The sequence below is a fragment of the Streptomyces sp. NPDC004327 genome, from assembly GCF_042873935.1.
Taxonomy (GTDB): Bacteria; Actinomycetota; Actinomycetes; order Streptomycetales; family Streptomycetaceae; genus Streptomyces.
This window is the reverse complement of record NZ_JBIAME010000009.1, coordinates 82,735-97,911: the sequence shown is the minus strand read 5'-3', so window position 1 is coordinate 97,911 and position 15,177 is coordinate 82,735. Positions and strand designations below refer to the sequence as shown.

At 69.6% G+C, this 15,177-nt stretch carries 6 protein-coding genes; 2 read left to right on the top strand and 4 right to left on the bottom strand.

From position 1 onward, the window contains the following. Positions 1–74: 74 nt before the first annotated feature. From ACFYU9_RS28665 to ACFYU9_RS28655, 3 genes are read right to left on the bottom strand one after another with little or no spacing between them, the layout of a single operon-like run. Positions 75–386 carry a hypothetical protein gene (locus ACFYU9_RS28665; protein ID WP_389346560.1) on the bottom strand — a complete coding sequence of 104 codons (312 nt, stop codon included), beginning with the start codon at positions 384–386 and terminating at the stop codon, positions 75–77. A 25-nt stretch (positions 387–411) separates the two neighbouring features. After that, positions 412–1,134: a TetR/AcrR family transcriptional regulator gene (locus ACFYU9_RS28660; RefSeq protein WP_389208486.1), complete on the bottom strand. Its 723-nt coding sequence runs from the start codon at positions 1,132–1,134 to the stop codon at positions 412–414. A 29-nt stretch (positions 1,135–1,163) separates the two neighbouring features. Further along, positions 1,164–2,099: a diiron oxygenase gene (locus ACFYU9_RS28655; RefSeq protein WP_389208488.1), complete on the bottom strand. Its 936-nt coding sequence runs from the start codon at positions 2,097–2,099 to the stop codon at positions 1,164–1,166. Positions 2,100–2,210: 111 nt separating this feature from the next. Between ACFYU9_RS28655 and ACFYU9_RS28650 the strand changes: the two genes are divergently transcribed. Beyond that, positions 2,211–3,326, top strand: a complete 1,116-nt coding sequence (locus tag ACFYU9_RS28650) for a ferritin-like domain-containing protein (RefSeq protein ID WP_389346558.1) — start codon at positions 2,211–2,213, stop codon at positions 3,324–3,326. A 106-nt stretch (positions 3,327–3,432) separates the two neighbouring features. Here the strand turns inward: ACFYU9_RS28650 and ACFYU9_RS28645 are convergent, their stop codons facing one another. After that, positions 3,433–6,585, bottom strand: a complete 3,153-nt coding sequence (locus ACFYU9_RS28645) for a DNRLRE domain-containing protein (protein WP_389346556.1) — start codon at positions 6,583–6,585, stop codon at positions 3,433–3,435. Positions 6,586–7,194: 609 nt separating this feature from the next. Here ACFYU9_RS28645 and ACFYU9_RS28640 point away from each other — a divergent pair. Continuing rightward, positions 7,195–15,165 carry a ricin-type beta-trefoil lectin domain protein gene (locus tag ACFYU9_RS28640; RefSeq protein WP_389346554.1) on the top strand — a complete coding sequence of 2,657 codons (7,971 nt, stop codon included), beginning with the start codon at positions 7,195–7,197 and terminating at the stop codon, positions 15,163–15,165. Positions 15,166–15,177: the final 12 nt, after the last annotated feature.

Genomic DNA, 15,177 nt, shown 5'->3' with positions numbered 1-15,177 from the left:
GTCACCACCTCCAGGTGGATGATGACGCGACCATTCATGCGATTACCGGACCATCGGGGCGGTGTTCCCCGGACTCACTCCTCCGGAGCAGCCGGAGCAGCCGGAGCAGCCGGGCCGTCGGCCGACGGCTTCGTCCACGGCCACTTCAGCTCCCTGCGCTCGCGCCCCTCCGGCGCGTACTCGTACACCCAGCCGCGCTGCAGCCCGAGCCGCTTGGTGTAGCCGGCCGGCTCGCGGCGGTACGCGTACACCGTCGCCGGGTGTCCGTCGTGGGCCGGGACGGGCACCTCGTACCACTTCGGCGGATGCCCGGTCGGGCCGGTCAGGATCGGCAGCACCTTGCCGTCGAGGGGGCCGCCACGGAAGGCTGTGTTCTCGCTTCTCACCCCACCAGTGTCCGTCAGGCGCGGGTCACAGCAGGTGCGCGGCCTCGGCGACCACCGGGAGCACACCGCGCGCGAGCCGTCCCACCGGCCCCGCCGCCCGCTCCTGGGCGAGCAGCCGGGCGACCACACCGGCCGTCTCCGGGTCGCTCGCGGCCGTCGCCGCGAGCAGCGCCACCAGATGGTCGACCATCCAGTCGCGCAGCTCCGCGGCCGCCGGCCGCTTGCCCTCGTCGACCCAGATCAGCGACGCCGCCTCGACGGCCGCGATCCAGGTCCGCACCACCATCCCGAACCGCGCCCCGGGCCGCTCCACGCCCAGGTGGAAGAGGATCTGCTCGGCCGCGGCCCGCCGCACCTCGTCGACGATCGCGCTGGTCCGGGAGGTCTCGGCGACGCTGCCGCCGCGCAGCAGGGCCGCGAAGCCGGCGTCGTGCCCGTCCACGAAGGCGAGATAGCGGTCCAGGACCCGGGCCAGCCGCTCGGTCGGCGGTCCGGCCGGCGGCTCGGCGAAGCAGCGCTCCAGGGCGTCGGCGGAGGAGCGCAGGGCGGCCTCGTACAGCTGCTGCTTGCCGCCCGGGAAATAGCGGTAGACGAGCGGCCGGGAGACCCCGGCCGCCTCGGCGACGTCGTCGAGCGACACGTCCTCGGGCGGCCGGTGCGCGAAGAGCGTCAGGGCCGCGTCGAGCAGCTGGATCCGCCGCTCCTCGACGCTGAGCCGGCGGTACGCGGGCGAGGCGGGACTCGTCATGCCCGCAGCGTAACGCCGCCATCGGCTCCTCAGGCCAGCAATCCGGACGACTTCCACAGCCGCCGCCCCGCGCCCCGCAGCACGCCGACGTCGTCCAGGAAGTCGGTGAGCCGCCTGGCGCCCGACTGCATCACCTCGCGGCGGTGGCCGCTCGCCCTCACCTGGGCCACGGCCTCGCGCCGGTCCAGGCCCACGTTCTCGTACACGGCCGGGTTGACGAAGCAGACGGAGAAGACCCGGGCCGCCTCGCCGCAGCTCAGCCGGGTGAACTCCTGCTCCCAGCGGGGCGCGGTGGCCATCTGGCGGCGCAGCTCCTCGCGCGCGTAGCGGACGTGGCGGGCCTCCTCGACCACGTGGATCCGGGTGACGCCGCGCACCAGGGGCTGGACCCGCTCGTCCGGGAAGGTCAGCCGCTGCATCCAGTCCAGGATCTCCTCGCCGAGCAGGGTCGCGGCGAAGGAGCCCGGGGTGGTGGAGACGGCCTTCAGGACCCGGCCGAGGTTGTGGTAGACCCGCGGCACCGGGTACGCGGGCGTCCCGCCGCGCCGGATCAGCCGGGCGAACATCATCGAGTGCCGGCACTCGTCGGCGATCTCGGTGAGCGCGTAGCGGACGTGGTTGCTGACGAGTGACTTGTCGTAGACGTGCCGGACGAGCAGCTGCATCAGGATGATCTCGAACCAGATGCCGAGCGAGGCCAGCGAGGCGGCCTCGTGCCGCGAGAGCTCGATCCGCTGCTCCTCGGACATCGTGCGCCACAGCGGGGTGTCGTAGAGCGAGACCAGTTCCGGCGGCCAGAACCACGTGCCGTCCTCGAAGGGCGCGTCCCAGTCGAGCTCGGTGTCGGGGTCGAAGGAGTGCCTGGCGGAGGACTCCAGAAGCCGCTCGGCGACCTGCTCGCGGTCGCGCAGCGGGCCCAGGGCGTCCGCCAGGAGGGCGAAGTCGGGCTCGGTGAGGCGAGACATGCCATTTATAAGACTCCTCGTCAGTAACGTCGTCAATCCCTCACGCACGACTTGTTGACCCTGCGTCTACCAACGTGTGAGCCTGCTGGAAACCGTAGGAAGGAGCCGTCAGTGTCGACGCACGACCTCTACGCCCAGGCCCCCCGGGAGCCGCTCTGGCAGGTGCCGGCGAGCGGCGCCGCCCGCTTCAACTGGGAGTACGACGACGGCCGCGACCGTCTCCTCGCCCTCTACCAGAAGGGCAAGGACAAGCAGTGGGACGGCGCCAAGCGCATCGACTGGGACCTGGAGGTCGACCCCTTCGACCCGCTGGGCACCCCGGACGAGGCCATGGCGCTCCACGGCACCCGGCACTGGGCGAAGATGACGGAGAAGGACAAGGGCGAGCTGCGCCGGCACTACACCTCGTGGCAGTTCAGCCAGTTCCTCCACGGCGAGCAGGGCGCGATGATCTGCGCCGCCCGGATCGTGGAGTCCGTGCCCGACCTCGACGCCAAGTTCTACTCGGCCACCCAGACGATGGACGAGGCCCGGCACGCCGAGATCTACGGCCGCTTCCTGCACGAGAAGGTCGGGATGCTCTACCCGATCAACGACAACCTGCAGAGCCTGCTCGGCGACACCCTGCGCGACTCCCGCTGGGACATGCCCTACCTCGGCATGCAGGTGCTCATCGAGGGCCTCGCGCTCGCCGCCTTCGGCATGATCCGGGACACCACCGACAAGCCGCTGCCCAAGCAGATCCTGGCGTACGTGATGCAGGACGAGGCCCGGCACGTCGCCTTCGGGCGGATGGCGCTGCGCGACTACTACCAGCAGCTCACCGACGCCGAACTGCGCGAGCGCGAGGAGTTCGTGATCGAGGGCTGTTATCTGATGCGGGACCGGCTGCGCGGCGTCGAGGTCCTGGAGAACTTCGGCATCCCGAAGAAGGAGGCCGAGGAGCTCAGCGAGCAGAGCGAGTTCCTGCACCTCTTCCGCAAGCTGCTGTTCAGCCGGATCGTGCCCTGCGTCAAGGACATCGGACTGTGGGGCGAGCGGCTCCAGAAGGCCTACCTCGACATGGGCGTCTTCGAGCTGGGCGACTCCAACCTCGACCTGCTGATGACCCAGGACGAGGAGATCGCCGAGGCGCTCGACCGCGAGCGGTTCGCGGCGGAGGAGCGGGAGCGGGTCGCGGAGGTCGAGGAGGCGATCGCGGAGGCGATGGAGCAGGGGTCCGCCTAGCGCGCGCGTACGGGGAGCCTTACGGGAAAGGGGTGAGCCCCCGGTGCCGGTGTGCGGCGCCGGGGGCTCACCCCTTTCGGGCTTCCGGGACTTCGGACTTCCGGGGCTACCCGAACGCCTTCTTGTCCATCCAGCCCGACGAGATCACGGTCCGCACCGGGGCGTTGGTGTTCGACGTGGACGGGTTGTAGATCGCCATGTGGCCGTCCGAGACGAACAGCGCCCAGATGTCCGGGACGCCGTCGCTGTTGAGGTCCGGGACACCGATCGCGTACTTGACGTTGGCGTCGGTCCAGCCGGTGCCGAAGGACTCGTCGCCGGCGACGGAGTTGGCGGCCAGCGCGATCGAGGTGAGGTCGACGCTGCCCGTACCCGTGCCGGGCTTGCCGCGGCGCAGGTACATGTTGCCGTTGTCCAGGTTCCGCCAGAGCAGGTCGGGCACGCCGTCCTTGTTCATGTCGGCCACGTTGACGATGTCGCGGCGGGCCCAGGCGGTGCCCTCCTCCAGCGTCGCGGTCTGGATGGTGCCGCCGCTGTAGCCGGAGAGGATCCAGAAGGCGGGACCGGCCTTCACGGCGAAGTCGGGCGCCTTGTCGCCGGTGATGTCACCGACGGCCTTGAGCGTGTCCCAGGTGGACGGCGCGGGCGCGTTGGCGGGGAGGCGCACCTTCATGCGCTTGCCGACGTCGAAGGAGCCGTAGCCGTCGCCCGGGTAGAGCCAGAAGCCGCCGTCCGGGGTGCGGGCGAACAGGTCCGTGGTGCCGTCGCCGGGGTAGGCGTCCGCGTAGTGCGCGATCAGGGCGGCCTTTCCGGTGGCCGGGTCGTACCAGTGGCCGGCCGGGTCGAGCGCCGGCTTGCCGTCGGTGCCCATCACGTACGAGGACGACAGCTTCTGGTACAGCTCGCCGTTCGTCTGGCCCGGGTACGTCTTCAGGTTGCCGTTCTCGTCGACGACCAGCAGGTCGGCGATGCCGTCGCCGCCCACGTCGCCGGGGGTGTCGGCGGTGTTCTTCGGCGGCACGTAGAAGGTGTAGTCGGTCCGTACGCTCGGGTTGTTGAGGTTGTCGTACGCGTACACCTGCAGCGTGTTCGGGCCGGAGTTCGGCGGCCGCAGGTCGGGCACGGTGGCGACGCCGTTGGTGGCGTTGACCGTGACGGGCGCGACGCCGCCCCAGGCCCAGGTGAACTTGACGGCCTCGGGCGACTCGAAGGTGGCCGGACCCGTGGTGCCGAAGGGCTGGGTCGCCCAGGCCGTGCCGTCGTCGTTCACCGGCAGCCACACGTCACTGGTGACGACGGGCTTGGACGGACCGCTCGGGTCGACGGTGATGCGGCAGGGCTCGGTGCCCGGCGGATAGTTGGTGGAGGTCGCCGGGGTGGGCGAGTTGGAGTCCTGGGCCATGGCGTCCCAGGAGAACGTGGTGGTGGTCGTGATGTCCTTGAGCAGCGGGTCGGTGACCGGGATCGTCAGCGACTTGGTGTCGCCGCCCGCGGCGAACGTGACGTAGGTGCCCGCCGGGACCGTGCCGCCGGTCTTCCAGAAGCGGAAGCGGACCTTGCTCAGGTTGTTGTCGGGGTCCTTGGCGGTCACCGTCAGGGTGATGCCGGTCTTGCCGACCGTCACGCCCGCGCCGGGGCCGGGCGTGCAGGCGCCACCGGGCTTCGAGGTGCCGTTGTAGGGCTCGTTCGGATTGCGGTTGTACGTGGCCTCGATGCGCGCGTCGGTCGCCTTGAACTTGCGCCAGGTCTGGACGTCCGACTCGCTCGTGGCCCGCATGCCCAGGGTCAGGGTCGAGTAGCCCTTGTCCGTGACGTACTGGGCGGCGGACTTGACGTTGAACGCCTCGTAGTCGTCCGGGCAGGAGGACGACCAGCCGTGCGCGAAGGACTTGCGCTGGATCTCGTCGGACCAGCTCGGCTGCGCGTTCCACGTGGTGCTCGACGAGATCGAGCCGGTGCGCCACAGCTGGAACTCGCGGGCGGTGCAGGACCAGGAGTGGTTGTTGAGCACCTTGAAGGTCGCGGAGGTGATGTCCGCGCCCTTGATCTTGCTGTCCCAGTCCATGCGCCAGAACGAGCGGGCGGTGCCGCCGGTCTCGCTCTCGTGGCCGACGCGGGCGTCGGAGGTGCCGGAGGAGAAGTTGGTGCCGTTGAAGAAGCTGGTGCTCGGGTACGGCTTGTAGGCCACCGTCCACGCGTTGTAGCCCGGGTTGAGGCCCGGGTCGACGAACAGCGGGTAGGTGACGCCCTCGCGGCCGGCCAGGCCGGTCGCGGCGAAGCCGACCTTCAGGTGGGCACTGCCGGTGCCCTCGCCGTCCAGGCCCATGGGCAGCGGCGCGGACTTGGCGCCCGGCTCGACGCCGGTGAGGCCGGAGAGCTTCAGGACCTCGGCGGGGCTGCCGGTGGCCGTGCGGCGCTCGGTGCCGGCGGGCAGCTCGGGGTCACGGCCGCTGGAGTCCCACGCGAACGGCGTGGGGACCGAGCCGATCTCCTTGCCGGCCTTGTCGAGCACCTGGACGCGCTGGGCCTTGCCGTCGCGGCGGAAGACGGCGTCCTCGGCGCGCAGCCCGTAGGTGACGGTGGCGAGCGCCTCGCTCTGCGCGGCCTCGGGCGTCTTGACGATCAGGACCTGAGCCAGACCGCCCTCCTCGCGGGCCACGACGAGCAGGTCGACGCCCGGCAGCACCTCGGAGTAGAGGGCGCGGGGGCCGTCGAGCACCGGCTCGGGCAGCTGACCCGGCCAGGTGTACGCGACGGTGTGACCGGCCAGTTCCACCTCGGCGAGCAGGCTCTCGCCCGGCGCCTCGGCGCGGGCGAACGAGCGGTTCGCGCGCGTATGCGGAGCGTTGCCGCTCGCGAAGCGGATCGGGACGGCCGCGTTCACCGGTGCGATGCCAAGGCCCCGGGGAGCCTTGGCCGTCCGCTTCAGGGTGTTGTCGACCGGGGCCCAGTGGCCGGCGGCGTTCTTCGCCCGGACCGGGGCCGCGTTGATCCGGACCTTGAACTGCCCATTGGGCAGCGCCCAGGTGAGCGAGGTGGCGCTGGTCGCGGTGTCGACGAGCACCTGCTTGTGGGTGCGCAGCGCTTCGGTCATGGCGGCTGCTTCGTCGCGCGGACCGGTCGAGGCGGGGGTGGCGTCGGTGGCGCCGCCCGCGGTGGTGGGGGTCGTGCCGGCGGGCTGCCACCAGGGCAGCAGGGCGGCGAGCACGGCGGCCAGCACGAGGCCGAGGGTCAGTGACAGCCGCGTGCGCGTGCGCACGAACGGGCTGAGATATCGGGGATATCGGGGCGGCGCGGTCACGGCGGTCTACTCCCGTGGGAACCAAGCGGATTGAGGACAGCACAGACAGCCCCGATCGGCAGGCCGCGGGGCAGAAGGCGCGCACACGATCACACATGCGAAGCGGCCCGTCCACGCGGAGCGATTTTGGGAATTTGTTATGTAAATGCGGAACCGATGCGACGCCGCGTCGACTCCACCCCTTTCAGGGCTTTTCAGTGGTTGTAATGATCACGTTCAGGTCCTTTCTCACTCAAGGATCTGAATGATCGTTGGCGGAACGATCTGATCCGTTTCGCCGCGTGACGAAGATCACCAAGACCCCGCGCAACCCTTCCGAGCGATCTTGAATTCTGCGCCGGACATGACAGAGAGTGCGCACGCACGCGCCTGAGCCAGACGTGTGCCCTTTGGTGTTTCCGCACCTCGTCCGTTGAAGATCCACCAGCGTGGGAGTCGACGCGTATGCGTGCTTCAGGTCCGCTGTCATGGCTGGGGCGAGGACGCCCAGCCCTGACAGAGTCACAACGAAGGCGACGGCGCCGAAGCCGCACCGCCATCGTGCTCTTGCTGTCCTCGACACTGACCGTGACCAGCCTGGGCGGCGAGGCACTCGCCGCGCCCGGCCCGGGCATGAACCGCACGGAAGACACGGCGAAGGTCGACCTGCCGGACATCCCGCCGAGCAGCGAGACCGACGGCGACGCCGGCGCCTCGACGACCCTCGACCTGGCCCCGCAGACCCCGATCGACCCGTACGGCCCGACGGCCGTCGCGCCGTGGAACTCCACCGCGCCGGCGGGACTCCCGGTCACCCTCCAGTCGACCGACACACCCGGCACCACCAAGGCCGTCGGCACCACGCCGGTCGCCATCGGCGTGCCCGAGGGCGGCGATGCGAACGCGCTCGCCGGTGACTGGACCGTCGGTGTCGCCCCGCAGACCACCTCGGTCGACGCGGGTGCGGCCGGCGTCGTCATGAAGGTCACCCCGCCGGCCACGGTCGACCCGAACGCCGAGGTGGCGATCAGTGTCGACACCACCAGCTTCGCCGACCTCTACGGACCGCAGGCCGCCGACCGCTTCGGTCTGATGCTGCTGCCCGACTGCGTCTACTCCTCGCCGACCACCGGCGACTGCGCCGACGGCGGCGGCACCGCCCCGATGTCCCTCGCCGACGGCGACAAGGACGTCAAGAACGGAAAGCAGCACTTCCAGCGGCTGCGCAGCACCGTGAAGATGGTGGCCGCCAAGGACGCGCCCACCAAGGCCCCCGCGCCGAAGAACGCCACGGTCCACAAGATCGTCACGGGTACCGTCCCGGTCTCCAGCCTCCTCGACGCGGGCTTCGCCTCGCAGACGGCGGACAAGACGGCGACCACGGCGTCCTACCGGGACGGCGTGCAGCCCGCGGTCGCCGCGAACGGCGGCGCCGCCCTCGGCATGCTCGACACCGGCTCCTCGGCGTCCGGCGACTTCACGGCCTCGCCGCTGCTGTCCTCCGGCTCCTGGTCGGCCGGCTCCTCCTCGGGCGCCTTCACCTACAACTACGACATCCAGGTCCCGGAGACCGCCGGCGGCCTGATGCCGAAGGTGTCCCTGGGCTACTCGTCGCAGACCGTGGACGGCCGCACCTCCTCGTCCAACAACCAGGCCTCCTGGATCGGTGACGGCTGGGACTACAACGCGGGTTCCATCACCCGTACGTACGCCAACTGCCGCCAGGACTCCAAGAAGGCCGGCTCCAACAACTCCACGCACCGCACCGCGGACCTGTGCTGGGGCTCCAACAACGCCACCCTCTCGCTCGGCGGCATGACCACCGAGCTGGTCTGGGACGACACCAAGGGCCCGCTCGGCAGCGACGGCAAGCCCGTCGGCCAGTGGTTCACCGCCAACGGCGACGGCTCCAAGGTCGACCAGGTCAAGGGCGAGGCCACCGGCAACGGTGCCAAGGACGGCGAGTACTGGCGGGTCACCACCAAGGACGGCACGAAGTACTACTTCGGCCTGAACAAGCTGCCCGGCTGGTCCGACCACGGCACCGACCCGGACGACCCGACCACCGACTCGGTGCTCACCGTCCGCGTCTACGGCAACCACAGCGGCGAGGACTGCTACAAGGGGCCGACGACCACCGACTGGACCAACTCCTACTGCACGCAGGGCTGGCGCTGGGGCCTCGACTACGTCGAGGACGTCCACGGCAACGCCATGTCGCTGTGGTGGAACAAGGACCAGAACTACTACGCGCCGAACTTCAACTTCAAGGACCCGGTCGTCTACGACCGGGACGGCTGGCTCGACCACATCTACTACGGCCAGCGCAACGACAACATCTTCACGGCGACCGCCCCCGCCCGGGTCGGCTTCACCGTCGCCGAGCGCTGCTACACCGTCGGTTCGGTCACCTGCACCGACGCCAACTTCGCGTCGAAGGACCCCGGCCAGTACCGGCCCTGGTTCGACACCCCGGCCGACCTGCGCTGCGAGGCCAAGAAGAAGTGCTGGAACGCGGGCCCGTCCTTCTGGACCCGCAAGCGCCTCGACAAGATCACGACCTCGGCCCAGCGGCGCACCGACACCACCGCCCGCCAGGTCGTCGACACCTACCAGCTCACCCAGAGCTTCGCCCAGCTGAAGACCGGCCCCAACACGGCCCTCTGGCTGGAGTCGGTCCAGCGCACCGGCTACGCCCGCAACGGCTCCACCGACGCCAGCGTCACCATGAACCCGGTCCGGTTCGAGCCCAACGCCGAGGACATGCCGAACCGCGTCAAGGCGGTCCACCCCAACCGGCCCGGCTTCTCCCGACTGCGCATCGGCCACGTCGTCAACGAGTACGGCGGCGAGACCTTCGTCACCTACAAGCCCATCGAGGGCGACTGCCTCTCCGGCAACCTGCCCGCCAAGACGGACACGGCGGCGCTGAAGGCCAACAACCGGCTGTGCTACCCGGTGTACTGGAACCCGGACCCCGAGGTCGAGGACATCGACTGGTTCCACAAGTACGTCGTGGACTCCATCGAGGAGTCGCCGAACATCGACGGCGCCATGCCGATGCAGACGCAGTACGTGTACGCCAACCCGGCCTGGAAGCTGGCCGAGGCCGAGTTCACCAAGAAGTCGACGCGCACCTACTCGCAGTTCGCGGGCTTCGAGCAGACCACGGTCCTCACCGGCCAGGCGCCCAGCACCGAGCACCCGGAGCTGAAGCAGTCCAAGGCCGTCACCCGCTTCTTCCGCGGCCTCGGCAACACCGTGTCCGTCAAGGACATCACCGGCGCCGAGATCGCCAAGGACGAGGAGCCGTTCGCCGGCCGGATCGCCGAGGAGCTCACGTACGCCGACTCCTCCAAGGCCGACTCCGACTGGCTCTCCCGCTCCATCACCGTCCCGGAGGCCACCGAGCTGGCCAAGCGCAACCGCGACGACGGCCTGAGCCCGCTGCGCTCCTGGCGGGTCACGGAGCCGACGGAGATCGCGTGGAGCAAGGCGTCGGGCACCAACACCGACGACCCGCGCACCGTGCGCCAGGTGAAGACGACCACGACGTACGACCCGACCTACGGTTACCCGACCCAGGTCGAGTCGCTCGGCGACACCGGGAAGACCGGTGACGAGTACTGCACCCAGTCGACGTACCTGAACCGGACCGACAAGAACCTCATCGGTCTGTCCAAGGAGGTGCTGATCTCGCCGACGACGTGTGCGGCGGCGAACTTCGGCAACCTCGCCTCGCTGAGCGGCGGCACCCGCACCGCGTACGACGGCACGGCCTACGGCACCGCGCTCGGCGCCGGCACCAGGGGCCTGGCCAGCGAGTCGTGGACGCTCAACGGCACGGGCACCGGCTTCCAGAGCGGCGGCACCAAGGAGTTCGACGCCGTCGGCCGCGTGGTCAAGCAGACCCCGCCGGACCAGCTGGGCCAGCAGACGCCGAAGTCCGACACGATCAGCTACGAGCCCATCGGCCCGGCCACCGGCCAGGTCTTCAAGGTCACCACGACCAATGTGCTCGGGCACAGCCAGATCCTGGAGCTGGAGCCGGGCCGCTCGGTCACGCTGAAGACGACCGACGCCAACAACCAGGTCAGCGAGGCCCTGTACGACCCGCTGGGCCGGCTGGCCGAGGCATGGTCCCCGGGCCGTACCCCCGGCAGCGGAGTGCCGGACTTCCGCGCGGTCTACACGGTCCCCGCCGAGGAGACCGACCCGGACAACAGCAACAGGAAGATCCGCAAGCCCCCGTACGTCACCACCTACTCGCGTGGCTACGAGGACCGGATCGAGCAGTCCGTCACGCTCTACGACGGCCTCGGCCGTGAGCGGCAGACGCAGGAGGAGGCGGACAACGACGCCGGCTGGCTGATCACCGACACCCTCTACGACGGGACCGGCGAGGTCTACCAGACCAACAACGCCTACCTCACCCAGGAGGCCACGCCGGGCCTGCTCTTCACCCCGGTCTCCGACCTCCAGATCCCCAACATCACGCGCTACTCCTACGACGGCCTCGGCCGTGTGACGCAGGAGACGCCGTGGATGAAGTGGGTCGACCCCGCCGACGGCAAGGACTACTCCAAGCCGTACGAGGACCGGGCCGTCAAGTACGAGTACGGCGAGGACTGGTCGAAGGTCATCCAGCCGGAGGGCGATTCGTCCTATCGCGTCTGGACCGACGCGACCGGTCGCACCGTCCGCACGGACACCTTCGACCCGGCGGCCCCCGGCGGATTCACGTCGACGCGTTACGAGTACGACGCGCGCGGCCAGGTCGTCAAGGCGACCCCGTCGGCGGACCAGACGCACCCGTGGTCGTGGACGTACGACCACACCGGCCAGGTGGAGACGGCGACCGACCCCGACTCGGGCACGGTCCGCAACACGTACGACTCCTTCGGCCGGCTCCAGTCGGTCACGACCGACCGTGGCATCAAGGTCTGGAACACCTACGACGAACTGTCGCGGCCGAAGGAGCAGCACGAGAACGACGCCGCCGGCAAGGTGCTCGCGTCGTTCACGTACGACACCGCCCCGGGCGGCAAGGGCATGCCCGCCACCGCCACCCGCTACACCGACGGCCTGGCGTACACCCAGACGGTCAACGGCTACACGAAGGACTACCAGCCGACCTCGACCACGCTGTCCCTGCCGCAGTCCATCGCCACCACCTGGGGCCTGAACAAGGACTACACGTACAGCTACACGTACAACGACCAGGGCATGCTGGACGAGAGCACCGTTCCGGCGGTGGGCAAGTTCGATGCCGAGAAGCTGGTCGTCCGCTACAACAAGGACGGCAAGCCGCTCTCCCTCTCCGGCAAGGACTGGTACGGCTCGGAGACCACCTACGACCCGTTCGGCCAGGTCCTGCGCTCCACCATGGGCGCCCAGCCCTACCGGGTGTGGACGCAGAACAACTACGACGAGTCCAGTGGTGAGCTGAAGGACCAGCAGGTCTACCGCGAGAAGGGCGGGGACCCCAACGACACCACCGTGGACCGGACCGTCGTCGGCGGCAACCTCGTCTCCAACCGGGCGTACACCTACGACCCGGCCGGCAACGTCACCTCGATCCAGGAGAAGTCCACCGGGATCGCGGAGCGTCAGTGCTTCGTCTACGACCCGCTGGGCCAGCTGAAGTCCGCCTGGACCTCGAAGGACCAGACGACCTGCGTCAACCCGAGGAACCCGGACGGCACGTTCAACAGGGACGCGACCGGCTCGCTCCGGGTCGCCGCGGGCGCCGACAACTCCGGCTACTGGCAGGAGTACGAGTACGACCTGCTCGGCAACCGCACCAAGCTGACCGAGAACAACCTCAGTGGCGACACCACCAGGAACGCGGTCACCACGTACGCGTACGGCAAGAACGCCGCCAAGGACCAGCCGCACACGCTGACCAAGGTCACCAAGACGTACAAGACGCCCGCGGGCGCCGACGTGACCGCCGAAGCCACGCGGCTGTACGAGCTCACCGGCGAGACCAAGACGGTCACGTCGACCGAGAACGGCGACAAGCAGGACCTGACCTGGACGTACGACGGCCAGGTCGACCGGATCACCGGTGCGGGCACCGGCGGCAAGACCCCGTACGTGGGTCCGGCGCAGAAGTGCCTCGACCTGAAGAACGGCCTCGCCGCCGCCGCGCAGCCGATCCAGTTGTACGGCTGCAACGCCTCGGCGCCGCAGAACTTCAAGTTCACGCCCACCCCGAACACGACGGCGGTCCCGAACCACGACCCCAACCGGGGCACCCTCTCCGTCTCGGGCGACTGGTGCCTCCAGCCGACCGCGAACACGGTCGGATCCGCGGTGCAGGTCCAGAAGTGCGACGGCACGTCCAAGCAGGAGCTGCTCCGCAACGCCGCCGGCCAGCTGACCCACCGGGACTCCAACCTGTGCCTCGCGGCGCAGGGTGGGGCCACGGCGAACGGCACCGCGATCGTGCTCGCGACCTGTAACTCCGCCGACGCCGCGCAGCTGTGGCAGCCGCAGAACGACACCCGTCACATCTACGGCCCCGACGGCAACCGTCTGCTGACCATCAAGGGCAAGCAGGCCACCCTGTCCCTGGGCGAGGCCGAGGTGACCGTCCAGCAGGGCGGCGTCCTGGTCAACACCCAGCGCACCTACGCCACGGCCGGCGGAGCGGTCATGCGCTACGCCTACGGCACGGGCTCCGAGACCCTGGTCGCCCAGACCTCGGACCACCAGGGCAGCGCGTACACGGAGGTCGCCCTCTACGGCGGCATGTCGGTGCGCATCCGCAAGCAGGACCCGTTCGGCAACGAGCGCGGCACCACCGCGGGCAACCTGCAGAGCCACAAGGGCTTCCTGGGCAAGACCCGGGACGACGCCTCCGGCTACCAGCCGCTGGGCGCCCGGCTCTACGACCCGGCGGTCGGACGCTTCCTGTCCGCCGACCCGGTGCTCGACGTGAACGACCCGCAGCAGGCCAACGGGTACGTGTACGCCCAGAACAACCCGGTGACGTACTCCGACCCGTCGGGTATGTCCATCGCCCTGACCGCCTCCGAGCGGGCCGCGGCCCTCGCGGGCGCGGGCCTGTCGGCGGCCGAGGTCGCCCAGGCGCAGTCGATGCAGGGCAAGTCCCTGACCTCGGTGATCCTCGCCGTGGCCTGGGAGACGCTGAAGGACTTCATCGGCATCAACGACGCCATCGCCTGCTTCGGCGGTGACATGTGGTCCTGCGCCAGCGTCATCATGGACGCCATTCCGTGGGGCAAGCTCGGCAAGATCCCGGCCGTCATGAAGGCCGTCGACCGCACGATCGAGGCCATCAAGGCGTTCAAGGTCGCCAAGCGGGCCGCGGAAATCGTCCTCAAGGCGGCCAAGGCGGCCGAGACGGCCGCGCTACGGGCCAAGAAGCTGGCCATCGAGAAGGCCAAGAAGGAGGCCATCCAGAGAGCGCGCAAGAAGGCCGCCGAAGCCGCCAGGAGAAAGGCCGACGAGGCGGCGGCCCTGAAGCGCAAGACGGGTAACCCCGTCCACAAGCAGGCCCAGTCCAAGGCGGCGCCCAAGGTCTCCTCGCACCCGGGCGGCGGCGGCAAGGGCGGCGGCGGCAAGGGCGGCGGTGGCGGCGGCAAGGCCAGCGGCTCCGCCCGCAGCCACGGCGGTTCGAGCGGCGGCCATGGCTCCGGCAAGGCCGGCTGCAACAGCTTCGTGCCCGGCACGAAGGTGCTGATGGCCGACGGCTCCACCAAGCCGATCGAGAAGGTCAGGAACGGCGACAAGGTTCTCGCGACCGACCCGGAGACCGGGGAGACCCGGAGCGAGACGGTCACCGCCGAGATCAAGGGCCAGGGCCTCAAGCACCTGGTCACGGTCACCATCGACACCGACGGCAAGGCCGGCGCGAAGAGCGCGCAGTTCACGGCGACCGACGGCCACCACGTCTGGGTGGCCGAGCTGCACCGCTGGATCAAGGCCACCGACCTGAAGTCGGGCCAGTGGCTCCGGACCAGTGCCGGCACGTACGTGCAGATCACGTCCGTCCGGCGGTGGACCGCCCCGGCGGCGACCGTTCACAACCTCACCGTCAGCGAAATCCACACGTACTACGTGCTGGCGGCGAAGACCTCGCTCCTGGTTCACAACGACTCCTGCCCGAGCGGCGGAGGCGGCTCGAACGCGGGTGACGACGGGATCGAGAACTGGGCGCCGGAGCACTACGCGGACGAGGAGATCTCGGCGCGGGCACAGGACATGCGCGATCTCGGAGAGTTCTTCTCCGTCGATTCCGACACGCACGACCTCGTGGCCGCGTACCGGGCGAATCCCAACATGCCCGCGCGGCACGGGTCCGCTTCCGACGGGCTCGACCATTTCACCGGGGGCGATCTCAATCCCCGGCAGCGGGCCCAGTGGGCCTCTTGGTACGGGAACGACACCGACGGAGCGCTGATCTACTGGAACCGCGTGGAAGGAAGTCAGACCAGGATCATGGTCCATCCGACGACCGGCCAGATCGCCTACTTCCCCCTGAGGAACGGCGTCCACAACTACGGGTCGCCACGCATCTACCGCTGGTAGTAGGTTAGAAAG